Source organism: Kribbella catacumbae DSM 19601 (genome assembly GCF_000372465.1).
Classification (GTDB): Bacteria; Actinomycetota; Actinomycetes; order Propionibacteriales; family Kribbellaceae; genus Kribbella; species Kribbella catacumbae.
The window spans coordinates 19,699-45,770 of record NZ_AQUZ01000003.1 but is presented as its reverse complement, the minus strand read 5'-3'; the positions used below and the strand labels follow the sequence as shown (position 1 = coordinate 45,770).

Annotated in this window: 25 protein-coding genes; 8 read left to right on the top strand and 17 right to left on the bottom strand. The window is 68.2% G+C overall.

All coding sequences use genetic code 11. The features are described 5' to 3' along the window. Nucleotides 1–269 precede the first annotated feature (269 nt). Nucleotides 270–1,769 (bottom strand): MFS transporter, encoded by a 1,500-nt coding sequence (locus tag A3ES_RS0104140; protein ID WP_026162531.1) that lies wholly within the window; start codon nucleotides 1,767–1,769, stop codon nucleotides 270–272. 88 nt (nucleotides 1,770–1,857) lie between these two features. Here A3ES_RS0104140 and A3ES_RS0104135 point away from each other — a divergent pair, with 88 nt between their 5' ends. Next, nucleotides 1,858–2,280: a MarR family winged helix-turn-helix transcriptional regulator gene (locus A3ES_RS0104135; protein ID WP_020385517.1), complete on the top strand. Its 423-nt coding sequence runs from the start codon at nucleotides 1,858–1,860 to the stop codon at nucleotides 2,278–2,280. A 1-nt stretch (nucleotide 2,281) separates the two neighbouring features. On the opposite strand, the gene A3ES_RS0104130 is transcribed toward A3ES_RS0104135, so the two are convergent. The 8 genes from A3ES_RS0104130 to A3ES_RS0104095 form a co-directional block, all read right to left on the bottom strand. Beyond that, on the bottom strand, nucleotides 2,282–3,088 hold the full coding sequence (locus A3ES_RS0104130) for a carbohydrate ABC transporter permease (protein ID WP_020385516.1): 807 nt from the start codon (nucleotides 3,086–3,088) through the stop codon (nucleotides 2,282–2,284). Next, complete coding sequence (locus A3ES_RS0104125; protein WP_020385515.1) at nucleotides 3,085–3,963, bottom strand: carbohydrate ABC transporter permease; 879 nt, start codon at nucleotides 3,961–3,963, stop codon at nucleotides 3,085–3,087. Before A3ES_RS0104125 ends, A3ES_RS0104130 begins: the two co-directional genes overlap by 4 nt. Then, entirely contained in the window at nucleotides 3,960–5,297 is a 1,338-nt protein-coding gene (locus A3ES_RS0104120) for an extracellular solute-binding protein (protein ID WP_020385514.1), read from the bottom strand. The genes A3ES_RS0104125 and A3ES_RS0104120 overlap by 4 nt, the downstream gene beginning before the upstream one ends. Before the next feature lie 11 nt (nucleotides 5,298–5,308). Then, on the bottom strand, nucleotides 5,309–6,514 hold the full coding sequence (ilvA, locus tag A3ES_RS0104115) for a threonine ammonia-lyase (protein WP_020385513.1): 1,206 nt from the start codon (nucleotides 6,512–6,514) through the stop codon (nucleotides 5,309–5,311). Nucleotides 6,515–6,551: 37 nt separating this feature from the next. Then, nucleotides 6,552–7,319, bottom strand: coding sequence for a hypothetical protein (locus A3ES_RS51000; protein WP_020385512.1), 768 nt, complete (start codon nucleotides 7,317–7,319; stop codon nucleotides 6,552–6,554). A 60-nt stretch (nucleotides 7,320–7,379) separates the two neighbouring features. Beyond that, a complete protein-coding gene (locus A3ES_RS0104105) occupies nucleotides 7,380–8,216 on the bottom strand; it encodes a hypothetical protein (RefSeq protein WP_020385511.1) in 837 nt (278 codons plus the stop codon). A gap of 181 nt (nucleotides 8,217–8,397) precedes the next feature. Further along, nucleotides 8,398–10,122: a dihydroxyacetone kinase family protein gene (locus tag A3ES_RS0104100; protein ID WP_020385510.1), complete on the bottom strand. Its 1,725-nt coding sequence runs from the start codon at nucleotides 10,120–10,122 to the stop codon at nucleotides 8,398–8,400. Between the two features lie 198 nt (nucleotides 10,123–10,320). Continuing rightward, nucleotides 10,321–11,076, bottom strand: a complete 756-nt coding sequence (locus A3ES_RS0104095; RefSeq protein WP_020385509.1) for an IclR family transcriptional regulator — start codon at nucleotides 11,074–11,076, stop codon at nucleotides 10,321–10,323. A gap of 136 nt (nucleotides 11,077–11,212) precedes the next feature. Here A3ES_RS0104095 and A3ES_RS0104090 point away from each other — a divergent pair, with 136 nt between their 5' ends. Continuing rightward, complete coding sequence (locus A3ES_RS0104090) at nucleotides 11,213–11,947, top strand: MIP/aquaporin family protein (protein ID WP_020385508.1); 735 nt, start codon at nucleotides 11,213–11,215, stop codon at nucleotides 11,945–11,947. Next, nucleotides 11,944–12,576: a dihydroxyacetone kinase subunit DhaL gene (gene dhaL, locus A3ES_RS0104085; RefSeq protein ID WP_020385507.1), complete on the top strand. Its 633-nt coding sequence runs from the start codon at nucleotides 11,944–11,946 to the stop codon at nucleotides 12,574–12,576. Before A3ES_RS0104090 ends, dhaL begins: the two co-directional genes overlap by 4 nt. Here the strand turns inward: dhaL and A3ES_RS0104080 are convergent. The 3 genes from A3ES_RS0104080 to A3ES_RS0104070 are packed head-to-tail and all read right to left on the bottom strand — an operon-like array spanning nucleotide 12,569 to nucleotide 15,098. Further along, complete coding sequence (locus tag A3ES_RS0104080; RefSeq protein ID WP_020385506.1) at nucleotides 12,569–13,366, bottom strand: ABC transporter permease; 798 nt, start codon at nucleotides 13,364–13,366, stop codon at nucleotides 12,569–12,571. The genes dhaL and A3ES_RS0104080 overlap by 8 nt on opposite strands. Continuing rightward, on the bottom strand, nucleotides 13,366–14,151 hold the full coding sequence (locus A3ES_RS46190) for an ABC transporter permease (RefSeq protein ID WP_020385505.1): 786 nt from the start codon (nucleotides 14,149–14,151) through the stop codon (nucleotides 13,366–13,368). The genes A3ES_RS0104080 and A3ES_RS46190 overlap by 1 nt, the downstream gene beginning before the upstream one ends. Then, the gene (locus A3ES_RS0104070; RefSeq protein ID WP_020385504.1) at nucleotides 14,151–15,098 is read right to left on the bottom strand and encodes an ABC transporter ATP-binding protein; all 948 of its coding nucleotides are present in this window, start codon (nucleotides 15,096–15,098) and stop codon (nucleotides 14,151–14,153) included. The genes A3ES_RS46190 and A3ES_RS0104070 overlap by 1 nt, the downstream gene beginning before the upstream one ends. 153 nt (nucleotides 15,099–15,251) lie before the next feature. Between A3ES_RS0104070 and A3ES_RS0104065 the strand changes: the two genes are divergently transcribed. Continuing rightward, nucleotides 15,252–16,175: a phosphotransferase family protein gene (locus A3ES_RS0104065; RefSeq protein ID WP_026162530.1), complete on the top strand. Its 924-nt coding sequence runs from the start codon at nucleotides 15,252–15,254 to the stop codon at nucleotides 16,173–16,175. A gap of 13 nt (nucleotides 16,176–16,188) precedes the next feature. On the opposite strand, the gene A3ES_RS0104060 is transcribed toward A3ES_RS0104065, so the two are convergent. Continuing rightward, entirely contained in the window at nucleotides 16,189–16,947 is a 759-nt protein-coding gene (locus tag A3ES_RS0104060; RefSeq protein ID WP_026162529.1) for an SDR family oxidoreductase, read from the bottom strand. Nucleotides 16,948–17,095: 148 nt separating this feature from the next. On the opposite strand from A3ES_RS0104060, the gene A3ES_RS0104055 reads away from it, so the two are divergent. After that, nucleotides 17,096–17,644 (top strand): MarR family winged helix-turn-helix transcriptional regulator, encoded by a 549-nt coding sequence (locus tag A3ES_RS0104055; protein ID WP_051084623.1) that lies wholly within the window; start codon nucleotides 17,096–17,098, stop codon nucleotides 17,642–17,644. Then, nucleotides 17,641–19,251 carry an MDR family MFS transporter gene (locus A3ES_RS0104050; protein ID WP_020385500.1) on the top strand — a complete coding sequence of 537 codons (1,611 nt, stop codon included), beginning with the start codon at nucleotides 17,641–17,643 and terminating at the stop codon, nucleotides 19,249–19,251. Before A3ES_RS0104055 ends, A3ES_RS0104050 begins: the two co-directional genes overlap by 4 nt. A gap of 71 nt (nucleotides 19,252–19,322) precedes the next feature. On the opposite strand, the gene A3ES_RS46185 is transcribed toward A3ES_RS0104050, so the two are convergent. Genes A3ES_RS46185 through A3ES_RS0104035 form a run of 3 tightly spaced genes read right to left on the bottom strand, consistent with a single transcriptional unit; the run spans nucleotide 19,323 to nucleotide 23,179 of the window. Then, complete coding sequence (locus A3ES_RS46185; protein WP_020385499.1) at nucleotides 19,323–20,627, bottom strand: AI-2E family transporter; 1,305 nt, start codon at nucleotides 20,625–20,627, stop codon at nucleotides 19,323–19,325. A gap of 30 nt (nucleotides 20,628–20,657) precedes the next feature. Next, complete coding sequence (locus tag A3ES_RS46180; protein WP_020385498.1) at nucleotides 20,658–22,028, bottom strand: glutamate mutase L; 1,371 nt, start codon at nucleotides 22,026–22,028, stop codon at nucleotides 20,658–20,660. Further along, nucleotides 22,025–23,179, bottom strand: coding sequence for a cystathionine gamma-synthase (locus tag A3ES_RS0104035; protein ID WP_020385497.1), 1,155 nt, complete (start codon nucleotides 23,177–23,179; stop codon nucleotides 22,025–22,027). The genes A3ES_RS46180 and A3ES_RS0104035 overlap by 4 nt, the downstream gene beginning before the upstream one ends. A 169-nt stretch (nucleotides 23,180–23,348) precedes the next feature. Here A3ES_RS0104035 and A3ES_RS0104030 point away from each other — a divergent pair, with 169 nt between their 5' ends. Both A3ES_RS0104030 and A3ES_RS0104025 read left to right on the top strand, forming a co-directional pair. Next, a complete protein-coding gene (locus A3ES_RS0104030; protein ID WP_020385496.1) occupies nucleotides 23,349–23,930 on the top strand; it encodes a hypothetical protein in 582 nt (193 codons plus the stop codon). Between the two features lie 7 nt (nucleotides 23,931–23,937). Further along, entirely contained in the window at nucleotides 23,938–25,293 is a 1,356-nt protein-coding gene (locus A3ES_RS0104025; RefSeq protein WP_157630330.1) for a hypothetical protein, read from the top strand. A 129-nt stretch (nucleotides 25,294–25,422) separates the two neighbouring features. Here the strand turns inward: A3ES_RS0104025 and A3ES_RS46175 are convergent, their stop codons facing one another. Next, nucleotides 25,423–26,031, bottom strand: a complete 609-nt coding sequence (locus tag A3ES_RS46175) for a TetR/AcrR family transcriptional regulator (RefSeq protein WP_157630329.1) — start codon at nucleotides 26,029–26,031, stop codon at nucleotides 25,423–25,425. Nucleotides 26,032–26,072: the final 41 nt, after the last annotated feature.

The following is a 26,072-nucleotide window of genomic DNA, read 5'->3' as shown; positions in this document are numbered from 1 at the left end:
ATCGCCCCCAACTCCCCCGCCCACGCCCTGAACCCCGGAGACGCAGCCCATCAAACGACCCCCGCAGCCCCGCTGGCCGAGCGCACCAAGCCCGTCGAGCGCCACCACCCGCGGGCGACTGATGGCCTGGAGCTCCGGCTGGCGACCGTCGAGCTCACTGCGATGTCCGCGACCATAGCCCTAGCCACAGCCCTAGCGCGCCCGCTCTAAACAGCAGTGCGGGTCACGGCGGAGTAGCCCGTGACCCGCACTGCTTCTCTATGTGGTGTTCAGGCGACCGGAGTCATCTCCTCGTTCGCCAGTTCTTTCTGGACCGCTTCGAGTTCGGCGATCTCGGCGGCTGCTGCCGCTCGCCGGGCGGCCAGACCGCGGAGACCAGCCAGGCCGATCAGCAGACCGGCGAGGGTGATGGCGGTGATGACGACCAAGGCCGGCTTGTACGCCGACAGCATCCCGCTCGGCGCAGTCACACCATGCGACTGACTACCGATGACGGCTGTGGTGATGGCCAGCACGATCGCGCCGCCGACCTGGCTGGAGGTGTTGAACAGCCCCGACGCGAGCCCCTGCTCGTTGTCCGGGATCCCGTTGACCGCCTGCATGTTCAGCGCCGGGAAGCTGAGCGCAAAGCCGAGACCGATCAGCACGATCGTCGGCAGCACGGTCGCCACGTAGTCGGAGGACGGGCCGATCCGCAGGAACAGCGCGTAGCCGACGACGAAGAGCCCCAAGCCCGTCGCCACCATCCGCTCGGTACCGATCCGGTCCGCCACCTTGCCGGCGTTCGGCGCCAGGAAGGCCACGATCAGGCCGGCCGGCAGGAAGCCGAGCGCGGTTTCCAGGGACGACCAGCCGAGCATGTTCTGCAGGTAGAGCGTTCCGATGAACTGGAAGGAGACATACGCCCCGAAGACCGTCATGATCGCGAGGTTCGCGCGCCGGAGGTTGCCCTCGCGGAGAATGCCGAGCCGGACCAGCGGGTGCTTGGTCTTCAGTTCGATCAGGACGAAGGCGGCCAGCAGAGCAGCGGCCAGGACGAAGAGCCCGATGGTGCGGAACGAACCCCAACCAGCACCTTCGGCGCCGACGACCGCGAAGACCAGTGTCAGCATGCCTGCCGTGACGGTGACAGCACCCGGTACGTCGTACCCGCCGGCGGTCTCGTCGCGCGGGCTGCCGGGGATCAGCTTGATGGCGAACAGCAGCACGATCAGCGCGACCGGGCCGGGCATCAGGAAGGTCCAGCGCCAGCCGACCTCGGTCAGCAGACCACCGAGGATCAGGCCCATCGAGAAGCCGCTGGCGGCGCAGGTGGTGAAGATACTGAGGGCGCGGTTGCGATCCGGGCCCTCGTGGAAGGTCGTGGTGATGATCGAGAGCGCGGCCGGCGCGGTGAACGCGGCGGCGATGCCCTTCACGAACCGGGTCGCGATGAGCAGTTCGGGGTTGGTGGCCAGGGAGCTCAGCATCGAGACCACGGCGAAGACGGCGAGCGCGATCAGGAAGACCCGACGGCGGCCGAGCAGGTCGGCGGTCCGGCCGCCGAGCAGCAGGAAGCCTCCGTAGCCGAGCACGTAGCCGGTGACCACCCACTGGAGAGAGGAGAGCGAGACGCCTAGGTCGGCCCCGATGGAGGGCAACGACATACCGACCATGGACACGTCCAGGCCGTCGAGGAAGATCACGCCGCAGACCACGAGGAGGGCGCCCCAAAGGCGCGCGTCCCAGGTCAGGCGAGCCGGTGCAGTGGTTTGCGTTGTTTGTGTCACGAGACGAGAGCATTGCATGCATCTGCATCTAATGTCTACTCATTAATTGTGCTTGCATTGAATGCAGATGCATGATAACGTGCCCATCATGACCGAGACGAAGGTCAGCGCTGGGACTGGTGAAACCAGCGCCGATGTCCGCGAATGGCGCCAGCTGCTGGCCCGCCATGCCGACCTGAGCTGCGCGCTCGACCGCGAGCTGCAGAACCACGGCCTGGGCATGAGTGAGTACGAGGTGCTCGAGCGGCTCGCCGAGCTGCCCGAGCAGTCCGCGAAGGTGCAGACGATCGCCAAGTCGGTCCATCTGAGCCAGAGCGCCCTGTCCCGCGTGATCGGCCGGCTGGAGACCGCGGGCCTCGTCGCCCGCGAGATGTGCCCCGAGGATCGCCGCGCGATCACGGTCCGGCTGACCGACGAGGGCCTGATCCGCCAGACCGAAGCACGGCCGACCCAGCGTCGCGTGCTCGCCGAGCGCCTGCACTCTCCCTTGACGAAGACCTGCGAGCTCTGACCTACTCCCGTACTGCGCCCTCCAGCATGCCGGCGATGAAGTGGCGCTGCAGGAACGCGTAGACCAGCACCACTGGCGTTCCCACGATCACGGCACCGGCCGCGAGCAACGTGAAGCCGGACGTGTACTGCCCGGAGAAGAACGCCAGCCCCAGCGGCGCAGTACGCAGCGACTCGCTCGTCACCATCACCAGCGGGATCAGGAACTCGTTCCAGGTCCACATGAACACGAGCACGATCAGCGTCACCAGAGCAGGACGCGCCGGCGGCACCAGTACCTGCCACAGCGTCCGCCAAGGCCCGGCACCGTCAAGCCGCGCGGCCTCGACCAGCGACCGGCTGGACGAGCGGAAGTACGCCCGCATCCAAAAGGTGCCAAAGGCAACGGATTGCGCGACCTGCGGCAAGGCGATCGCCCAGAACGTGTCGGTCAGCCCGAGCGTGCGCAGGTCGAAGTACAGGGGAACGATGATCGCCTCGGTCGGCATCATGATCCCGACCAGGAACAGGTAGAACAGCACCCCTGCCCCGCGGAAGCGCATGGTGCCGAACGCGTAGCCACTCAGCACAGACAGCAGCACACTCACGACCACCACCGAGACCGACACCGCGACACTGGTCCGCAGATAGCTGCCGAAGTGACCGATCTCCCAGGCCTTGCCGAAGTTCCCGAACCCACTCGACCCGCTGCCGCCGTCGTCCGGCCCGAGCGCCGCCACCAGGATCGTCACGATCGGCCCGAGCGCGAAGAGCCCGAAGACGATCAGCAGCAGATAGTTGCCGACCCGCTCGGCCAGCGGCGCCCTCACGCCGTACTCCGGTCCGCAAGGCGGTTGACGCCCAGTGTGATCACGAAGATCAGCACCGTCAGGCACACCCCGATCGCCGCCGCCGAACCGACCTGCCCGAGCTCGAAGGCCCGGTGATAGACCTCGTACGACGGAACGCTGGTCGACGTTCCCGGCCCGCCACTCGTCGTCACGTAGACCAGGTCGAAGGTCCGCAACGCCGCGATCACCGTCAACGTGACCGCGACGGCGATCTCACCCCGTACCGCGGGCAGCACCACCGCGAAGAACTCGGCGAAGGCACCCGCCCCGTCCAGCCGGGCCGCCTCGTACCGCTCGCGGGGAATCCGGGCCATCCCCGCCAGCAGCAACACGGTGACCAGCCCGGTCTCGAACCACGTCCCGATCACCCCGACGGCCGGCAAGGCGAACGTGTAGTCCCCCAGCCAGCCCCGGGCAACCGAGTCGAGCCCGACGGCCCGCAGTACGTCGTTCAACGGACCATCCGGGGCGTAGATGTGTCGCCAGGAGACAGCGACGACCACCATCGCGATCACCTGAGGCAAGAACACCACAGTCCGAAAGAACCCCAGCCCGCGAACCTTGGCCCGCTGCAGCACCGACGCCAGCGCGAGACCGATCACCACCGGCAGCACCGAGTAGAAGACGATCAGCACCAGCGCATGCCCGAAGGCCGCGCGCAGTCCGGCGTCCGCGACGACGTCCGCATAGTTGCTCAGGCCAACGAATTTCCCGAGCGTGATCCCGTTCCACTCGAACAGCGACAGGTGCACGGCCCGGACCAGCGGATAGAGCAGGAAGGCTCCATAGACGAGCAGCGCGGGCAGGATGTAGAGGTAGCCGACCTTGCGCGGCTCGCCGGGAGGTGAGCTCACTTGCCTGCGAACTTGCTGTAGTCGGCCTCGAGCTTGTCGATGAACTGTTGCGGGGTCGCCTTCTTGGCCAGCAGATCCTGTAGCGCTGCACCGATCGTGTCGTACATGGTCGGCGTCGCGTAGTCGAGGTACGGGACCAGCCCTTCCTTGCTGACCGCGGTACCGAAGGCGTTGAAGATGTCGCCCGCCAGCCCGGCCGGTGCCTGCTGCGCCGAGGTGTCCGCGATCGGCAGGTTGCCCGTGCCGGCGAGGACCTTCATCGCGTCCGAGCTGGTGATGAAGTTGATGTACGCCGCGGCCGCGTCCGGGTTTTTCGCCTTGTTCGTAACGGCAAACGGCAGTCCTGTGCCGCCGGTGACCACCGGCTTCTCATCGGCAGAAGCACCCGGCGGCAGCAGGAAGCCGACCTTGTCACCGAGCGCCTTCTGCAGATCGGCCTGCAGCCAGGTGCCGGCGATCAGGAAGACGCCCTTGCCCTTGCCGAAGTCCTGCCAGGCCGGGTCGTACCCCTGCCCGTTGAAGCCCGGGTTGAAGTAGCCCTTGTCCACCCAGGACACCAGCGCCTCGGCGGCCTTGGTGTTCTCGGCCGTCTTCCAGCTCGCGCCCGGCCGGCCGAAGGCGAGCATGGTGATCTGCTGAGCCGGAACGTTCTTGTCCTGCACCGTTCCGAAGACGTGGATGGCCGGCCACTTGTCGAGATTGCCGAGCTGCATCGGCAGCTCCCCCGCCGCCTTGGCCTTGCCCAGCGCGCTCTCGAAGTCGGCCCAGGTCTTCGGCGGTTCGAGCCCGAGCGCCGCGAGCTTGGTCTTGTTGTAGTAGATGCCGACGACCTCGCCGACCTGCGGCATGCCGTACAGATCGCCCTCGCCGAAGGTCTTGCCGTCCGCGGAGTACCGCGAGTACTGCAGAACCGACGCCGGATACCGGCTCTTCCAGTTGTAGGCGTCCGCCCACTTGTCCAGCGGCACCAACTGCCCGGCCTTGACGAACTCGCCCATGTCGGAGCGCCCGTTGTTCGCCTGGACGACGTCCGGCGCGTCGTTGCCGGACAGCGCGAGCCGCAGTGTCGTCTTCAGGTCGTCGAAGGACCGCGAGACGCGCTTCAGCTTGATGTTCGGGTACTTCGCCTGGAACTGCTTGTTCAGCTCGGCCATCTGGGCCGCCTGACCACCCCGGACCTCCTGGTCCCAGACAGTCAGCGAGACATCCCCCATGGCGGCCGCGTCGGTCTTCACCGTGCTCGGCGCGCTGGCGGCACCGCCCGGGTTGTCGGAGCCCGGCGTACAGGCTGCCGTGAGCAACAAAGCTGCAGTGGCTAGAGCAACGACCTTCACGGCAAGACTCCTCAGTTCAGCGTGTACGTGTATCCGTTGGAGCTCAAACTCGCCAATACCCGTTCGCGGTGGTCCTCACCCCGGGTTTCGAGTTGCAACGCGACCTCGACCTCGTCCAGGTTGAGCGTTTCCGAGATGCGTTCGTGCACCACCTCGATGATGTTGGCATCCACCTCGGCGAGCCGGGTCAGCAGCGTCGCCAGCCCACCCGGGGTGTCGGGGATGCGAACCCGCAGGGACAGGTACCGCCCGGCCGCCGCCATACCGTGCCGGATCACCCGCATCAGCAGCAACGGGTCGATGTTGCCACCCGACAGGACCACGACGACCGGCGGCTTGAACCGCTTCGGGTCGTCCAGTACTGCGGCCACGGCTGCCGCGCCGGCCGGCTCGACCACCAGCTTGGCGCGTTCGAGTACCAGCAAGAGTGCCTTCGACAACGAGTTCTCGTCGACCGTGAGCACCTCACCGACGTGCTGCTGGATCGCCTCGAACGGGACCGCGCCAGGCAGTCCGACCGCGATGCCGTCCGCCATCGTCGCCATCTTCTCCAGCTGCACGGGCTTGCCCGCTTCCAGCGACGCCGGGTACGCCGCGGCGCCCTTCGCCTGGACTCCGACCACCTCGATCGGCAGCCCGTCGCGTTGCATCGCCAGCGCGATCCCGGCGATCAGGCCGCCACCGCCGGTCGGGATGACGACGGTCCGCACCTGCGGGCACTGCTCGACGATCTCCAGCCCGGTGGTCGCCTGCCCGGCGACGATGTCGCGGTGGTCGAACGGATGGATCAGGATCGCCCCGGTCTCCGCCTCGAACTCGCGAGCCGCGGTGAGACAGTCGTCGATCGAGGTACCGACGAAGCGGATCTCGGCGCCGTACGCGCGGGTCGCCTTCTCCTTGGGGATCGGTGCGCCGTACGGCATGAACACCGTCGCCTTGATCCCGAGCAGCTGCGCCGCGAGCGCTACCCCCTGCGCATGGTTCCCGGCGCTCGCCGCGACCACGCCGCGGGCGCGCTCCTTCTTCGACAACCGCGCCATCCGGACGTAGGCGCCGCGCAGCTTGAAGGAGCCGGTCCGCTGCAGGTTCTCGCACTTGAGGAACACGTCGCCGCCGACGAGGTCACTCAGCCACCGCGAGTACTCCAACGGGGTCGGCGCCACCACGTCGTGCAGCAGCTCCGCTGCCCGGGCAATCTCAGCCGCGCTGATACTCACCAGCCCACAGTACTTCCGGCGGGCCCATTTGCAGGGCTCATTTGCCGGGCTGTGATGCCTCCTCGAGGTCGCTCAGCCGGGCGGCCAGACCGAACCGCACCGGCCAGTCGAGCTCACTCTCCCAGCCCGGGACCGTCCGCTCGCCACGCAGGAACGCGTAGTACGCGAGAGCCTCGGTCAGGGCTCGCTCGCGCAGGTAGAACATCGCCCCGGTACGACGTACGCCGCCCGGCACCCGGCCGAAGGACGCGTTGGCGATGAAGATGCCGAAGCCCTGGAACACGGCGAGGAGATCGGTCAGCGACTCCTGGTCGGGACGCGTGCGACTGACCCGACCGGAGCCGATCAGCAGCTCATGACCGATCTCGTGGGCGAAGTTCGCCACCAGGACGGACGGCTCGCCGAGCAGGCTCGCACTGGTGAAGACGGTGTTGCGTTCCTTGCCCGGCAGCCACGCCCCGAAGCGCATCCTGGTCGCGCCGGCCAGCACCGGCACCGGCCTGACCTCGCCGAACTCGGCGTTGCGGTCGTCCAGGTCGAAGCGCAACTCGAGCCGGCCGGCCGGTACCCCCATCACCTCGCGGACTCGCTCGAACAGCTCGCTCGCCGCCGCCTCCGAGCCGTCGTATCCGGCGGAGATGAAGGCGGACGGCGACACGATCGGACGGGTGAGGACGTCGCGCCCGAACTGCTCGATGAACCAGTCCATCGAATCCCGGATCCACTGGTCCTGGCCGCCGGGCAGCTCTTCCACGGGTGCCTTCAGCCGCTCGACCAGGGCCGCCTGATCCTTGAGTCGCCGCATCCGGGCTCTGAAAGCTTTGAACATGCAGCTCGGACGCAGCGGGCGACCAGTCGGTTGCGATCAGCTACCGGTTTGCAGTGCTTCCTTGAGCTTGTGCAGCCGCGAGACGGTCCGGATCCGCACCGGCCAGTCGAGCTGCTGGTGCCAGGACGGCAACGCACGCTCGCTGCGCAGCAGGGCGTAGTACGCGAGTGAGTCGGACAACGCGTGCTCGCGCAGGTAGAAGCGCGGGACCTGCCGGTCCTCTTCACCGTCCGGGATGGAGGCGTGGGCGGCGTTCGCCATGAAGATGCCGAAGCCGGCGAAGACCGCGAAGAGGTCGATCAGTGCTTCCTGGTCGACCCGGTAGGTGGCGATCCGGCCCGAGCCGAGCAGTACCTCGTGGCCGACCTCATGGGCCAGGACGGCGACCAGTACATCGGGTTGTTCGAGCAGGCTCGCGGAGACGCGGATCAGGTTGCGGTCGGTGCCTTGGCGCCACAGCCCGAACTGTCCTTGGACGAGCTCGTGCAGATGCTGGTCGGCCAGCGGCAGGTCGTCAGGAAGCTGGTCGCTGACCTCGTTCAGGTCGAACCGGAGCTCGACGCTCGAGGCGTCGATGGCCATCCGCTCGCAGATCTGCGCGAACAACGCCCTTCCTGCCTCAGTGCTCGCGTCGTAGCCGGCAGGGATCAGATCGGCCGGCTGGAGGATCGGCTGGTTCAGCAGCTCGGGTCCGAACTCCTCGAGCAACCAGTCCATCGAGTCTTCGATCCACTGGCGGTGGCCGGCAGGCATCCGCCGCTTGCGCGGCGTCGGGTCGGGGGTGATGACCAAGGGACGTTGATTGCGATTGGCAAGGGCCTTGAAAGCGGCGAACACGGGCACGAGGACCAAGGTATAGACCGGATGGTCCATGACGGGTCAGTAAATCGGTGGGCTACCAAACGTTCACCTACTACGCTCCGTTCAGTGACGGGAGGGTGCTGTGAGAGTCACGGCGGTGGTGGTGCGTCCGGACGACGAAGCCCTTCTGGTGTTGCCTTCTGGGCTACCCCGGGTGGCGGTCGCGGACGAGTTCTGGTTCCCCGCGGGTTGATCAGCTGACCTCTAGTGCTGCGTGCTCGGTGGCGATCGCATCGAGCCAGATGACGACGGCCTCGGCGCCTGGGTCGACGGTGCCGAGAGCCCGCTCACCGAGATAGCTCGAGCGGCCGCGGCGGGCCAGGATGCCGGCCGTTTCATCGGTGCCCTTCCGCGCGGCAGCCACGGCATCAGCCAGTACGCCGGTACGCAGCTGGGCCGCCGCCGGGAGCAACGCGTCGAGCATGGTGCGGTCGCCGATCTTTGCGCCGCCGAGTTCGGCGATGGCATCGACGCCTTCTGCGAAGGACTCAGGCCAGGAGCGTCCGGCGGTGAGGGCGGCGGCGGTTCGCAGTACGAGGGCTGCGTACAGCGGACCTGAGGTGCCGCCGACGGTACGACGAATGGTGGCGGCGATTCCGCGCAGAGCGGAAGCGTCGTCGGTGCCGTCGTAGTCGGCTTTGGCGGCGAGCACGGCTCGTGCGCCACGGGCGAGGCTGATGCCGAGGTCGCCATCACCGACGAGCTGGTCGAGATCGGTGAGCTGCTGCTCCGCGCCGATCAATGCAGTGCAAACGGCGCTCACCGATCGCCAGAGCGATTCGTCGATGGGATGGAAGGGCGTGGTCGCGTCAGTGGTCGGCTGCAGGTGGGCCAGCGCAGGCGAACCGGAGGCGGACTGCGTCGAGGGGGTGGCGGCCGGCTGTGGCTCAGCAGGATTTGAGGAGACTCGGCCGAGGTGGGCGGCAGGCCAGGCGGTGGTTTCGGAAGGTGCGTCGAGGAAGGTGAGTGCCTGGTCGCCGACACGGGCAAGGGAGAGGGAGCAGCCGGCCATCTCGAGTGCGGTGAGGAATGTGCCGACCCAGAGGCGTTCGAGCCTGATCTCCTGGGCGGCGAGGTAGTCGACGGCTCGGTGAGCGATGATGCCGAGCTCCATGGCCGGAGTACCGCCGAGGTTGTTGACCAGCAGGACCACGCGGTCACCCTTGGACAGGTCGCGGTCGGCGACGAGCTGGCCGAGCAAGCGGTCGACGATCTCGTCGGCGGTCGGGATCGGGCCGCGTTCGACGCCTGGTTCACCATGGATGCCGAGTCCCCACTCGATCTCGTCCGGGCCGAGGTCGAGGCCGGCCTTGCCCGCGGCGGGAACCGTGCAGCCGGAGAGCGCGACCCCCATCGTCGCCACCGAGGCGGCCGCCGCCCGCGCGATCCGCGCGACGTCTGCCAGCGACTGTCCGGATTCGGCCGCGGCGCCGGCGATCTTGTGTACGAGCACCGTTCCCGCGAGACCGCGCCGACCGGCGTTGTCGTCGCTGTCCGCGAGCGCGGCATCGTCCGCGACCACGACGAGCTCGACCGGGATCCCCTCACCGCGGGCGATCTCGGCGGCGAGCCCGAAGTTCAGCCGGTCGCCCGTGTAGTTCTTCACGATCAGCACCACGCCGGCCGGCCCGCCGACCGCGCGGATCGCGGTCAGTACCGCGTCCGCCGATGGTGAGCTGAAAACATCGCCGGCCACCGCGGCCGTCAGCATCCCGCGGCCGATGTACCCCGCGTGCGCCGGCTCGTGCCCGGCCCCACCACCGGAGATCAACGCGACCTGCCCGGCGGCCCCCAACTCCTCGGCATCGGCCCGGGCCGCCACCCCGTCGCCCAGCAGCACGATCGCGGGGTTGGCGAGCGCGAACCCGCTCAGCATCTCGGGAACCACGTCGGCCGGCGCATTGATGAGCTTCTTCACGACAGCAACCCTTTCGGAGATCTGTGAACACCATTCGATAATGTCGAATATGTTTCGAGGATAGGTCGCTGTTCATCTCGCTGTAAAGGGGGGCGCGGACGGCCACGCCATCGAACGTGGCCTGCCGAGGTGGGCGCCGAGCACGGTCGAGCGCGACGCGCGGGCCAGGGCCCGGGGTTGATGGACCGGGGGTTCGGGTCAGACGCTGACGGGCCAGCGCGATGCGCCGAGCTCGCGTGAGATGTTGCGGGCCGCCTCGCGGACGGCAGTGAAGGTCGACTCGGCGGGCGGCCAATCGGCAGCGGGGAGGACGATGCCGATGGCACCGACCGCCATCCCGGACGCATCGAAGATCGGCGCCGCGATGCCCGCCTCGCCGAGCACCGCCTCTTCCCGCTCGGTGGCCAGCGCCTCCCGAGCGATCTCGGTCAGCTGCGAGCGCAGTACGGCGGGATCGATCAGCGTCTCGGACGTCATGCTGCGCAGCTTGTCGCCGGCGAGCAGCCCATCCACCTGCTCAGGAAGGAACGCGAGCAACGCCTTGCCCAGCGCGCTGGCGTGGGCGGGGATCACGATGCCGACCTCGGGCATCTGCCGGCTGCCGTCGGGCCTGGGTTCGTGGTGGATGATCACCACCTCGTCGAAGGTGAGCACTCCGGTCCGGACCGCGTGACCGCTGCGCCGGGCGAGTTCCTCCGACCAGGTCACCGCGCGAGACCGGAGCTCCAGGGTGTCGAGGTAGACGTTGCCGAGCTTGAGCACGGCCGGCCCGAGCTGGTACCGGTTCGAGTCGCGATCCTGCACCACCATGCCGTGCGCCTGCAGCGTCTTGAGGATGCCGTGCGCCGTCGACGGCGGCAGCTCGAGCCGGCTCGCGACCTCGGAGAGGCTAAGCCTTCGCGCGCCCTGCAGCACTCCGAGGATCCGGATCGCCCGGTCGACGGACTGGATCATCCCAGTTCCCCTCAGTGGATCGAACAAGTCTTTACAGCAGTGAACCACAGGCGTATCTTCCGAGAATCATTCGATAATGTCGAACGGTCTTCAGACTTCCACGCCGTACTCCGGTCGCTCCCGGAAGGACTCCCCAATGGACGACAACTCCCTGCCCCAGCGCCTGGCCACCGAGCTGATCGGCACCGCGATCCTGGTGTTCGTCGGTGTCGGCGCCGTCCCCGCGACGCTGATCGTGAACGGCTCGGCACCGTTCACGATGGCCGACCTCGGGATGATCTCGCTCGCCTTCGCCGCCGCGGTGATCGCCACCGTTTACGCGCTCGGCCCGATCTCCGGCAACCACATCAACCCCGCCGTCACGGTCGGTCTCGCCGCGACCGGAAAGTTCCCATGGTCCCTGGTTCCGGCGTATGTCGGAGCGCAACTGGCCGGCGCGATCGTCGGAGCCACGGCGATCCTCGGCGTCCTCGGGTCGAAGGCGAGTGACCTCGGGCTCGGCGTCGCGACGTACGGCGCGGGCGTCGGCGTACCGCAAGCCTTCATCGCCGAGTTCGTCGGAACCTTCATCCTGGTGCTGACGGTGTTCGGCGCGACGCAACGCAAGGCCGCACCCGGGTTCGCAGGACTCGCGATCGGCCTGATCGTCTTCGGCGCGATCATCCCGGTCGCGCCCGTCACCGGCGCCTCGATCAACCCGGCGCGCACGGTCGGCCCGATGCTGATCCAGCAGCTCGCCGGCGGCCAGGTGAACTTCGCCCAGCTCCCCGTCTACCTGCTCGCCGAGCTCAGCGCCGGAGTACTGGCCGGGCTGACCTTTGCCGCACTGTCTCGCACTCGGGCTGCGAGCCGGCAGGCAGCACAAGCATGAGCGACACCATCACGGTGGAGTTGCTCTCGCGCTGGATCCACGAGTTCAGCGGACTCGTCAGCGCTCACCACGACCAGCTCAACTCGCTCGACGCGGCGATCGGCGACGCGGATCACGGCACCAATCTGGATCGCGGCTTCACCGTCGTGGCGGCCGGGCTGGCGACCGCGCCGCAGCAGCCCGGGGATCTGCTGAGCCACGTCGGCCGGACTGTGGTGAGCAAGGTCGGTGGCGCCGCCGGGCCACTCTTCGGCAGCTTCTTCCTTTGCCTTGGTGATGCCATCGGCAACGATCCTGACCTGGACAGCCGCCGGTTCGCGCTCGGCCTGCGGGCCGGCCTGGCCGGGGTCGTCGCCCGCGGCCGCGCCGAGGCCGGCGACAAGACCTTGTACGACGTACTCGCGCCGGGCGTCGACGCGATCGACGCCGCGGCAGCAGCGCAGTATGACTTGCCCGACGTCTTCCGCGCCGGACTGCTGGCAGCCGAAGCGGGCCGCGAATCGACCATCTGCATGCTCGCCCGCAAGGGCCGCGCCAGCTACCTCGGCGAACGAAGCGTCGGCCACCAGGACCCGGGCGCCACCTCCGCCTGCTTGCTTTTCACCGCAGCAACCTCTGCCGCTACTTGAGCAGTAGCTTGCCGAGGCGGCGGGACGCGACGTACATGCCGGCGGTGCCCATCACCGCGAGGTACAGGGCGTTGATCAGCAGCGTCCAGCTGACGGCGCCGGTGGTGAGGGCGCGTTCCAGCGCGACGCCCTGGTAGAGCGGGGTGATCTCGACCAGCCAGCGGATCCAGCCCGGGTACGTCTCGACCGGGTAGAAGGTTGCCGAGAACAAGAACATCGGCATCGTCGCCAGCTGGACGAACTCGAAGTCCTGCCAGCTCCGCATGAACGTGGTCAGCGCCATCCCGGCGCCGGCGAACGCATAGCCGAGCAGCACCGACGCCGGCAGCGCGAGCAGCGCCCACCAGGACTGGATCAGCCCCATCACGAGCATCACCAGGAGGAACATCGCCGAGTAGCACGCGCCCCGCAGCAGCGCCCAGGTCACCTCGCCGGTCGCGACGTCCCAGGGCCGCAGCGGGGTCGCGAGCATCGCGTCGTACAGCTTCGCGTACTTCATCCGGAAGAAGATGTTGTACGTCGAGTCGAAGATCGCGCCGTTCATCGCCGAGCTGGCCAGCATCGCCGGCGCGACGAAGGCGGCGTACCCGATCACGGTGCCGTCCGACAGGCTGAAGTCGCCGACCAGCTGGGCGACGCCGATGCCGATCGAGAGCAGGTAGAAGACCGGCTCGAAGAAGCCCGAGACGAACACGACCCAGGATCGGCGGTAGACCAGGAAGTTCCGCTCGACCAGGTGGCGGCCGTTGCCGGCTCGCACCGGAATCACGCGGGCGGTGAGAGTCGCCATCAGCTGATCAACTTCCGGGTCAGGTTGCGGACCGCGAACCAGGTGCCGACGGCGAACCACGCGGACAGATAGGCCAGGTTGCCGAGCGCGGGCAGTAGCTCGACCGTGCCGAGGCTGAGGTCACGCGACAACTCGACGGCGTGCCACAACGGGCTCAGGTACGCGAGCCACTCGATCCAGTTCGGCAGCTGCGAGACCGGGAAGAACGCGCCGGAGAACAGGAACGCCGGGACGACGCCGAACCGGAAGATCATCGCGAAGCCCGCGTCGTTGTGCAGCCCGGCCGCGACCGCGCAGACCGGCGCCGACACAGCCATCCCGACGAGCAGCGACACCGGCAGGGCGAGCAGGCCCCACGCCGACCTCAGCCCGCCGAACGCGGCGATGACAGCGGTGAACACCACGCAGGTCGTGAGCACCCGGAAGGCGATAAAGGCGAGCTGCCCGTACATGACGTCGGCCGGCCGCAACGGCGTCGCGATCATCGAGAAGAAGGTCTTGTGCCACTTGATCCCGCCCATCACCGGGTACGTCGACTCGCCGACCGCGATCTGCATGGCAGTCGAGGCGAGCAACCCGGGCGCGATGAACTGCAGATAGCTGACTCCGCCGAGCGCACCGGACCCGTTGTCGTCGACGAAGGAGCCGAGCCCGATCCCCATCGCGGCCAGGTAGAGCAGCGGGAGCAGGAAGCTGCTGACCAGACTGCCCTTCCATGTGCGCTTGTAGACCATCGCCCAGTAGTAGAATTGGCGACGACCGTTCTCCACTGCGACGACCGTCATCAGTCGACCAACGTCCGGCCGGTCAACCGGAGGAACACGTCTTCCAGCGTCGACCGGCGTACCAGCACGGCGGCCGGCTCCAGCCCACGCTCGTGCACAGCCGCGACCGCGCGCTCCCCGTCATCGGTGTAGAGCAACAGCCGATCAGGCAGTACTTCGATGCGCTGCGCGAGGTCCTCCACCTTGCCCGCGAGCGCGTCGTGATCCGCGAACATCACCTCCGGGCCGAACCGCAGCTCGGTCACCTCGCGGGTCGAGTACTCCCGGATCAGCTCGGCCGGCGAACCCTCGGCCGCGATCTGCCCGGCGTCCATCACGACCAGCCGGTCGCACAGCTGCTCGGCCTCGTCCATGTAGTGCGTGGTGATGATGAGGGTGACACCGGCCTGCTTCAGCCGGAACAACTTGTCCCAAAGCAGGTGCCGCGCCTGCGGATCCAGCCCGGTGGTCGGCTCGTCCAGCAGCAAGAGGTCGGGCTTGCTCACCAGCGACCGCGCGATCGTCAGCCGCCGCTTCATCCCGCCCGACAGCTCGTCGACCTTGACCTTGGCCTTCTCGGTCAGCGCGACGAACTCGAGCAACTCGTCGGCCCGCTCCCGGCACACGGCCCGGCTCAGCCCGTAGTACCGGCCGTAGATCGTGAGGTTCTCCCGCACGGACAGCTCGACGTCGAGCGTGTCGTCCTGCGGGCACACGCCCAGCCGCGCCCGGATGACCGGCCCGTCGACGCCGGGATCCATCCCCAGGATCCGCAACTCGCCCCCACTGGCCGGCGACACCGCCCCGATCATCCGCATCGTCGACGATTTGCCCGCCCCATTGGGCCCGAGGAACCCGAACGCCTCCCCCTTCCAGACATCCAGATCAATCCCCGCGACGGCCTCGAAATCCCCATAGGACTTCCGCAACCCCCGCGCCCGCACCAACGACTCCCGCGACTCCGCCACCCCACGACCCTAAACCGCCCCACCGACATCGACGGCTGGCTGGTCGGGCTGGACTTCCCCACGCGGGCTCCTGCATTACTGCAGCCATTCGGCCTACATGCCCCCAGGCAATTCCGGGTGCATCGACGAACTCCGACTCCTAGAGTGCGTGAGGTGAATCTTTCGCATCTCGGTGCTCCGATCGGCCCGATGATCCGTGTCCACGGCGGGTTCGCCAACCGGATGTACCGGCTCGACACCGACCAGGGGTCGTTCGCGGTGAAGGAGTTGAACCTCGTCGACCGCCGCTGGACCTACCGCATCGAGGACGTGTTCAGGTTCGAGCGGGCAGCCTTCGCCGCCGGCATCCCGATGCCAGAGCCGATCTCGGCCGGCCAGCACACGATCGTCCATCGGTGGGTCGAGGGAGAGAAGCTGCCCGAAGCACCGGTGTCGGCGGCGTACGCGTTCGAGATCGGTGAGATTCTCGCCCGCATCCACGCGCTCGACGTCGAGTGGACCCAAGTGCCGGTCGAGGACCCGGCGGCACGGGACTGGCCCGAGCTCGCCGAGCGGGCGGTGGCAACCGGGCAGCCGTGGGCCGACGAGCTCGCCTCCCAGGTCGAGACGCTCCTCGCGATTGCCCACTTCGTCGACACCTGCGAACGGCCAGGCCCCGTTGTACTGACCCACAAGGACATCCAACCGTGGAACCTGCTCGCTCGAGACGGCCGGCCGGTAGTGCTCGACTGGGAGCTCTCGGGGATGCTCGACCTGGCGGGTGAGCTTGGTTCGACCGCGCTGAGCCTCGCGAAGGGTCCTGGCTTCGACAACATCGAGCCCGCGATCTTCCGCTCGGTCCTCGACGGCTACGTTGCAGGGGGCGGAGTGCTGCCGCCGTCGGGTCCAAGCTGGTTCGTGTTCATGATCGGCGGCTGGCTGGGGTTCACGAGGTCGAACATCCACCGCTGCCTCGCCGGTGTCGAGGCGAGCACCGGCCCTGATCTCGCGCTGTCGCACGAGTCCGTACGCAACGGCGTGCGCGGCCTACCCGACATGTTCAGCCGACTTGCAGAACTCGAGACGCTGCTCGTGTGACAACGACCCGCTTCTAGCCGCGTCCCACGAACGGCATGCCGGCCGCCATCACTGTCAGCGTCGGGATAGCGACGTCCGTAGGCAACTGAGCGATCCGGACCACGAGATCAGCGACGATCTTGGGATCGAAGGTCGGTTCGACAGCCGTCGAGCCGTCGGGCTGCAGCACACCAGCGCTCATCTTGGCGGTCATCGACGTCGCCGCGTTGCCGATGTCGATCTGGCTCGCCGTGATCCCCTGGTCGCGACCCTCCAGCTCCAGCGCCTTCGTCAACCCCGTGATCGCGTGCTTCGAGGCCGTGTACGCGATCGCGTGCGGACGCGGTACATGCGCCGAGATCGACCCGTTGTTGATGATCCGCCCGCCCGACGGCTGCTGCCGGAGCATCAACGCGAACGCGGCCTGCGCGCACAGGAACGACCCGGTCAGATTGGTGTCGACAACCCGCCGCCAGTCCTCCTCCGTCACATCCTGTACTGCGGCCGCCGGCGCCCCCGTCCCCGCGTTGTTCACGAGCAGATCGATCCGCTCCAGCGACCCGAAGAACGCCGAGACGGCCGAACCATCCACCACATCCAGTTTTGCGGTCCGCACCTCCCCGACCCCGACCGACCCGACGGCCGCCACTCCAGCCGCGGCCTCGGCCGTCTCGCGGAGCTTCGCCTCGGTCCGCCCGGTGACCGTGACCTGGAACCCGGCCGCGGCCAGCGCCAGGGCCATCTCCCGCCCGAGCCCGGAACCGCCACCGGTCACCACCGCCACCTGCTGCATGCCGTCCTCCACTCTCGCCGGGTGCCCTCATTCTCGCCGGTTGCCTCAGCGTGACCGCTCGAGGACGCGAAGTTAACCGTTTGCCACTCACCCCTCAGCGGCGGAAACTCATTTGCGTGTATCACGCAAGCATGTATATGCTTGCACCATGCATGTAAATGAGAGCGGCTGGGCGCCGCAGACGCCGGTGGAGGGCGTCCTGCACGCTTTCACCCGGATCGGCCGCCGGCTGAAGTCGAAGCAGCCCGGCGACACGATCGACCACAGCGCCCACCTGGTGCTGTTCGTCCTGCGGTGCAACGGTGCACTGCGACTGTCCGACCTGGCCGGCAAGATGGAGATCGACGCCTCCACCGCCAGCCGGCACGTCCGGGCGCTCGAGCAGGCGGGACTGGTCCGCCGCTCCGCTGACCCTGACGACGGCCGGGCCTTCCGGGTCGAGCTGACCGAGCAGGGCACGGCGGAGTGGGAAGCAGCCTCCAAGCGCCGGATGGAGTTGCTCAGCCAAGCGATGGACGGCTGGACCGACACAGACATCGAGACCTTCGAGAAGTTGATGACCCGGTTCGCCGACGGTGTCACCAGCCTCGTCGACGCGCGCGACGGCGCGAGCAAGGCCTGGGCCGACAAGGGCTGGGCCGCCGCTGCCGCCGCGGCGCGCCCCAAAGACACACAGAACGTGGAGAACAACGCATGAGCAGCACAGAGCCCGCCGTCGCAGGCGGCGCCTCAGCGCCTGATCCCAACACTCCGAACTACCTGTCCCACAAGCAGATCCTGGTGATCCTCGGCGGCCTGATGGCCGGCATGTTCCTGGCCGCGCTCGACCAGAGCATCGTCGGTACCGCGCTGCCGCAGATCGTCAGCGAGTTCAACAGCCTGGACAAGCTGTCCTGGGTGGTCACCGCCTACCTGCTGACCTCGACCGCCTCCACTCCGCTGTGGGGCAAGATCTCCGACCTGTACGGCCGCCGCCCGCTGTTCATCGCGGCGATCGTCACCTTCCTGGCCGGTTCGGTGCTGTCCGCGCTGGCGCAGAACATCGAAGAGCTGATCGGCTTCCGCGCCGTCCAGGGTCTGGGCGCCGGCGGTCTGATGTCACTCGCGTTCGCCACCATCGGCGACGTGATCCCGCCGCGCGAGCGCGGTAAGTACATGGGGTACTTCGGTGCCGTGTTCGGCCTCTCCTCGGTGGCAGGCCCGCTGCTCGGCGGCGTACTCACCGACGGCCCCGGCTGGCGCTGGATCTTCTGGATCAACCTGCCGATCGGCCTGGTCGCGCTGGGCATCGTCGCCGCCGTGCTCAAGCTGCCGCACACCAGGCGCAGCCACAAGATCGACTACCTCGGTGCCTCGATCGTGACCGGCGCGGTGACCGCTCTGCTGCTGGCCGTCTCCTGGTCCGGGCCGCAGAACGGCTGGGGCAACGGCACCACCCTCGCGCTGCTGATCGGCTCGGTCGTGCTCGCCGTCGCCTTCGTCTTCGTCGAACTGCGGGTGTCCGAGCCGATCATCCCGATGGACCTGTTCAAGGGCCGGATCTTCTCGGGCTACGCGGCGTACGCGTTCCTGCTCGGCTTCGCGATGTTCGGCGCGCTGATCTTCCTGCCGCTGTACTTGCAGGCCGTCAAGGATATGTCGCCGACCCGGTCGGGCCTGGCGCTGCTGCCGATGATCATCGGGATCTTCTCCGCCTCCATCCCGAGCGGTCAGCTGATGAGCAAGACCGGCCGCTACAAGATCTACCCGATCATCTCGGCGGTCCTGGTCGGCGGCGCGATGGTGATGCTGTCCACGATCGGCCTGACCACGCCGTACTGGCAGCTGGCGATCTACATGTTCGTGATGGGCGCCGGCCTGGGCCTGTCGATGCAGATCACCGTCACCGCCGCGCAGAACAGCGTGCCGAGACAGCACATGGGCACGGCGACGTCGACGATGACCTTCTTCCGCTCGATGGGCGGCGCGATCGGTACGGCCGTGTACGGCGCCGTACTGACCAGCCGGCTGGAGGTCCACCTCGGCGACATCGTCCCGAACGCGACCCAGAGCATGATCGACGGACTCGCCAAGGCGGCCAACAGCGTGCAGGCACTGCACAGCCTGAAGGAGCCGATGAAGGGCTGGGCCCTGCACGGCCTGGTCGACGCGATGGACGACGTCTTCCTGGTCTCACTGCCCTTCCTGGTGATCGCCCTGATCCTCGCGATCATCACCCCGGAGCAGCGCCTCGCCGGCCGCACCGACGGCCCGAAGCCCGAGGAAGAAAACCTCGAGGCCTCCACCGCCGCCTCGATGCACTAACCCGCACCACCAAAGCAGCCGCCCTCGGGGAGTCCCGGAGGGCGGCTGCTTTTCCTGTACTGCGTACCAGCTCAGACTGACGGTTCGCCGGCTGGGGGGTGATGGCGGCGGCGGGGGATGGGGCGGGGTGGTTCTGGGTCTACGTCGTTGCCGGCTAGGTGGTTGATGATTGTGTTGAGTACTGCGGCTGTCGGTACTGCGATCAGGGCGCCGACGATCCCGGCGACCACTACGCCGGTCGCGATGGCGAGGATCACTGCCAGCGGGTGAACGCTGACTGCCCGGCCGAGCAGGAACGGCTGGAGGACGTGGGCTTCCAGTTGCTGCACTCCGATCACCACGGCGAGCATGACGATCGCGACGATCGGGCCCTTGGCGACCAGGGCGACCAGTACTGCGACGATGCCGCTCACCAGCGCACCGACAACCGGTACGAAGGCGCCGACGAAGACCAGGATGCCGATCGCGCTCACCAGCGGCAGGCCGAGGATGGCCGCGCCCAGGGAGATGCCGATGGCGTCGACCGCCGCCACGATGATCGTCGCGCGGACGAACGCCGTCAGCGAGACCCATGCCTTGCGCCCGGACGAATCGGCCTTCTCCCGCGCCTGCAGCGGGAACAGCCGCACCACCCAGGCCCAGATCTGCGGACCCTGGTACAGGAAGAAGAACAGGCAGAACAGCGCGATGAACAGCCCGGCGATGACGTGCGTCGCCGTCGTACCGACCTCGGCCGCGCGCTGACCGAGCGCGCCACCGTTCATGACGGTGTCCCTGAGCCTGTTCAGCGACTCGGTGATGTCCTGCTCGCTCAAACCCAAGTTGATCCGGAGCAGATCGCGCAACTCCTGCACGCCCTCGCCCACCTGCGCCGACAACTTGTCGAACTGGTTGGCGATCTGCGCGCCGACCAGCGTGAGCAGGCCGGCGACGACCACGATCGTGGCGAGCACGGTGATCCCTGCGGCCGCTCCCCGCGGCAGGCGAAGCTTCTGCAAGCCGTTGGTGACAGGCACGAGCAGCGCCGTCAGCAGGATGCCGACCGTCACCGGTACGACGACCTCGGACAGGTACCGCATCCCGTAGGCGATCACCAGAACCGCCGCGACGATCACCAGGAAGCGCCACGACCACGCACTCGCGATCTGCACGGCCGGGGTGACGCCGAGATCCACCCGCCCCCGACTCGACGACGCGACTAGGTGCTCGTCGGTGGCAGTCGGCACGACAGTGTCGCTGATGTTGGTGGCGGCAGAGTTGTCCGCAACCGGACTCTCCGCATCGCTGCCGACCTCAGGTACGCGGTCCCGGCGCCTACCACCCTCAGGCACGTCGGCCGAGTCGTCCCGCCCCACCGGCTCGTCCGGCTTGCTCATGACACCTCCGGTTCTCAGTCGTTGCTGAGACTAGTGCCCGGCGCCGACGGTTCCATGAATGTGGGCTGCCAACCCTTGGGCGGCTGCAGCGTCCAGGTCGGCGAGCAAGCCGACGCCGGCGAGCACATAGTCAGAGTCCACACACGTACGAGCCGCAGTGGGCACCAGCCAGCCCTCCTCCTGCGCCCCCGCCGAGATGCCGCCGAGGATGCGGGCCGCGACGTCCGGCCCGTTGTGCCGCAACACTCCACCGGACCCGACAAGCAGGTCCACCTCGCGCAGGTCCTTCCCGGAACGCTCGATCACGCGTCCACCCGGCCCGAAGACCACCCGCTGCCTGCCCGCATGCCGCCGCAACGCCACCGTCGCGGCCACCCGGGCAAGAGTTTCGTCGTACGACGCCTCTTGCGCGTCACCCGGCAGGAACGACGGATCGTCATGCCGTCGCTTCGCCGCACCCTCGAGCGGAGTACCGGCTTCGAGGAGCCCGGCCTCGACTCCCGCCGCAACGACCGGTGCTGCGCTCCAGCGCATGCCGAGATCGCCTTCGACCGTGCGGGTGACCGGATGGGTGGCGACCACCTCGCGGCCGAGGTTCGCGTCCTCCGGGTCGAGCTCGATGACCGAGTGCACGTCCGTGGTCGCGCCGCCGATGTCGACCACCGCGACGTCCCCGTGCAGTTTGGCGAGCACCTCGACACCACGCAGTACGACGTCCGGCGTCGCCGCCCGGACCATCGCCGCGAAGCCGGGATCCCGCGACAGGTTCTTCCCGCCGATCACGTGCGCGAGGAACATCTCCCGGATCGCCGCCCGCGCACTGTCCGGCGCGAACACCCCGATCTCTGGCACGACGTTGGCCGCGATCACCTGCGGAACGCTTGCCGCCGACAACAACTCGCGGATCTCGGCTTGCGCATCAATGTTGCCAGCAGCAACCACTGGTCGCCGCCACTTGTACTTCGCCAGTACCGCGGCCGCGTTGGTGATCACCGCCGAGTTGCCACCGTCCGTGCCGCCGAGCAGCAGCACGACATCGGGGCGCTCGGCCCGCAACGCCTTCAAAGACGTTGCCGTCAGCCCACCGTTGACCACGGCAACCACTCGCCCGCCACTGGACAACGCGACCCGCCGGCCCGCCTCGGCGGTGACGAGCTCTTCGTTGCCGACGACACCGATTCGCAGACCGCCGCCCGCACTCGAGCAGGCCAGCACCTCGGCCTTGGCGACACCGGCGTCCGCCGACAGCAACGCAGTACGGCAGGCATGCCAGCCGTCCATCACGTCAGTGTCGACCGTGGTGCGGTGTTCGGCCCGGGCGACCAGGTCACCCGAGCCGGCGTCCACCGCGATCGCCTTTGTGAAGGTCGACCCGAAGTCGACCGCCACCCACAGGCTCACGACATCGCGCGGTCGAGGTCCTGGAGCAGGTCGTCGATCGTCTCGATCCCGACGCTGAGCCGGATCAGGTCGGCCGGCACCTCCAGCGGCGTACCGGCGACCGAGGCGTGCGTCATCTTGCCCGGGTGCTCGATCAGCGACTCGACGCCGCCGAGCGACTCGCCCAGGGTGAAGACCTCGGCCTTGTTGCAGATGTCGATCGCGTGCTCCTCGCCACCGGTGACCCGGAACGACACGATGCCGCCATACCGCTTCATCTGCTTGGCGGCCGTCTCGTGGCCGGGGTGGCCGTCGACGCCCGGGTACAGGACCGACGTGACGCCCTGGTGCCGTTGCAGGAAGTCGACGACCTTCTCCGCGTTGTCGCTGTGCCGGTCCATCCGGACGCCGAGCGTCTTGATGCCACGCAGTACCAGCCAGGCGTCGAACGGGCCGGCGACGGCGCCGATCGCGTTCTGGTGGAAGGCGATCTTGTCGGCCAGCCCGGAGTCGCGGACGATCAGCGCGCCACCGACGACGTCGGAGTGCCCACCCATGTACTTCGTGGTGGAGTGCACCACCACGTCGGCGCCGAGCTCCAGCGGCTGCTGCAGGTAGGGCGAGGCGAAGGTGTTGTCGACCACCAGCAGCGCGCCGGCCTCGTGGGCGATCTGCGCGACGATCGCGATGTCGGCCACGTTGAGCAGCGGGTTGGTCGGCGTCTCCAGCCAGATCACCTTGGTCTTACCCGGGCGGATCGCGGCCCGGATCGCGTCCGGGTGCGTCACCGCCGCCGGGGTCATCTCGACGCCCCAGGTGCCGAGCACCTTGGAGAACAGCCGGAAGGTGCCGCCGTACGCGTCGTCGGGGAAGACCACGTGGTCGCCCGGCACGCAGAGCGAGCGGATCAGGGTGTCCTCGGCGGCCAGCCCACTCGCGAACGCGAACCCGCGGGTGCCGGCCTCGATCGCCGCGAGACACTCCTCCAGAGCCGTCCGGGTCGGGTTGGCCGACCGGGAGTACTCGTAGCCGTTGCGGAGCCCGCCGACACCGTCCTGCTTGTAGGTGCTGGTCGCGTAGATCGGCGGCACCACCGCTCCGGTGGTGGGGTCGGGCTCGTTCCCGGCGTGGATGGCAAGCGTCTCGAAGCCGTAGGAGTGTTCAGAGTTCACCGGACCAGCGTACGTCCTGGTCCCATCGGGACAGGCATCCCGTCCACAGCCACCGGACGGGCGTACGGACTGCCTGTGGATGGCGACTGGCGGTGACCCCGCGAGAGGCCTACGGTTTCCCTGGTTGACGCGCTGTGATGCTTTGGGACGTATGGAAGGAACGCCGCGGATGAAAACGCAGGACAGGCCCCTCGACCAGGACGACCGGGCGATGGCCGACTTCGCCGAGATCGGTGACTGGACCGTGCTGGCCGGTCCGGACGACGACGAGTCCGGTCTGGCGGTCGTCCGCGCCCTGGTCAACCGGGTGATGACGCACACGAACTGGAAGCCGTGGCCGCTCGAACCGGGCGAGGTGATCGACGACGAGATGGTCTCCTGGGGCTTCACCACTCCACGCGCGACCACGATGATCGTCTTCGCCGGCCTGGCCTTCTCGGACTGCCCGGACAGCGGCTGGTCGGCGTACGACATCGGTCCTGACGACCTCGCCGCGGCCGAGGCCGGGCTGGACGCGCACTGGCCGGACCACCTCGCGCTGGCGCGGCGGCACTGGGGTGCGCCGGACTACGCCAGTGACGACAGCGTCGACGGGTTCGAGGACGAGTGGGAACCGGGTGCCGGCGCTGGGCGTCGACACCTTGCGGTCTGGCTGCGGCCGGGAGCGCAGTACCGGCTCTACAGCACGAAGCCGACCAAGGAGCCGTTGACGACGGCTGTCGGGGTCAACTACGCCGTCTACATCGACTAGGAGCACCGTGAGCCTCTCGAACCCGTCCCCGCGCCGGATGACCCGGCGAGGTACGAGGACCCTGAAGGCCGCGTACGCCCAGGCGGCGCGGGACGTGAAGCGGATGGATCCGGCCGTGCTTGCGGCTGTCGGGCGCTCCGGGATGAACGGCAGCGACCTGAAGCACCTGGCGCACGCCAACGTCGCCGCCCTCTACGGGACCGGCCACGAACGCTTCGCCCAGCAACTCAACGCCCAGGCCGCCGCGCAGGTCCAGGCGACGACACCGTCGAACCAGCGGACCCGCAACCCGTTCAAGAAGCTCTCGCAGTGGAACGAGAACCGCAAGGACGTCCGCGACGGCAAGTACCTCCTCAAGATGGCCTATGCCCAGGCCAAGAGCGAGGTGAAGCGGATCGACCCGGCCGTCCGGGAGGCGATCGGCCGCTCGGGGGTCGACAAGCAGGATCTGAAGATGCTCTCGCACGCCCAAATGAGTGGAGTCGTACGCAGCGGCATCGAGCAGGCAGCGCAACAGCACTACGCCCAGGCGCGGGCTGCCGCGGCGGCCGTCGCCGCGCGGCCACCTGTCGTCCGCCAGACCATGGGACAGCGAGCCGCGAACGTGGTGAACACGGCATCGCGCTGGTCAAAGGCGGTGGGGGACGGCTCGAGAGCGGTGGCGGACGGTTCTAAGGCAGTGCTGGACGGTGCGAAGGCGAAGGCCGAGAAGTTCCGTGCCGACTACAGCGAACGCCGCCAGAACCCGACCGGTCGCAGCGCCCAGCCCACGGCTCCCGCTGCCTTTGCCGACGGGCCGCCGACCATTGAGCTGCCTGTTATCACGCCGGAGACGGCGCCTGCTGCCGCGCAGGCGGCTCCGGACCTGGCTGCGGTCAAGGCCGCGGACGCCAAGGCGTTCCACGTCGGGCTCAACCACACGGTGGTGGTGCCCGCCTTCGAGACGCCGGAGACCGGCGGACGCCACAGTGCGCCGGCCGGGGTCAGTAGCGACGGCCCGGTCTTCAACGGCCCTGTCAACGGCGTGCAGATGGCGAACGGCGCCACAGGCCCGGTGACACAGAACCAGTACGGCGTGGAATCAAGCCGGCCGACTGCCGAAACCAGCCAGCCCGGCGCGGAAAGCATCTCCGGGCAGCAGTTCGAGTGGAACAACGGCAACTCCCCCGTCGACCAGCAGACGGATCAGAGCGGCAAGCCGGCCAAGGGCGGCCCTCCGGCGCCCGGCGCGGACCCAGCCATGGCACCCGCCGCCGCAGCGGTCGCGACAAAGCCGGCCGCTCACCAAGCGGCCGACGGCCAGAAGAGCGAAGCTGCCACCGGCCACAACAAGCACCGAAAACCAGACGGCCTGGACCGCTGACCCCCAGCGCCACCAACTCTGACGCCCGCGCCCACCCGGCCGGGCGTCAGCGCATTCGGCGCCAGTACTGCGTCCGCCTCCGACCGCCAGCGCGTTCCCAGACCGGTACTGCGCCCCTGCGGCTGGCTGTCAGCGTGTTCTTCGGGCCAGTACTGCGCCTGCGGCGTCTAGCAGGATGGTTCGCATGTCCTCGTCGGAGACGTCGGCCGGGCCCATTCCGCCGGACAGGACCGCGCCGGCGACCTCTACAGCGGCGGCCGCCAGCAGGCGGTCGGTTGGGGTCGGATCCGGGCCGGCTAGCCACAGCTGGAAGCGCCGGCTCTGCTCGATCAGGTCGTCCAGCCGCTCGCCGAACGCGGCGAGTACGGCGGTCATGTCTCGCAGCAGGGTCGGCCCGGTCGCGCGGTGCTTGATGATGGCGTCCAGGTAGGCGCCGAGCACCTCCGACTCGCGTTCCGGTGACCACGGCTGCTCGTCGACCTGCGCGAACACGTCGTTCAGGTCGTCGAAGAACGTCCCGATGATCGCCTGCAGCAGTTCCTGCTTCGACGAGTAGTGGTAGTACAGCGACGCCTTGGTGATACCGACCTGCTCGGCGATCTCCCGAAGGCTCGTCTTCTCGTAGCCGCGGCTGGAGAACAACTCCAGCGCCGCCACATGAATCTCAGCCTTGGTATCGCGGGCCTTATCCCTGACGCCGTCCCTGACACCGTCTCGCGAACTGGTCTCGTGCTGCACTCCCCCACCCTCTCACTTTCCTTACCTACCGTGCGGCAGGT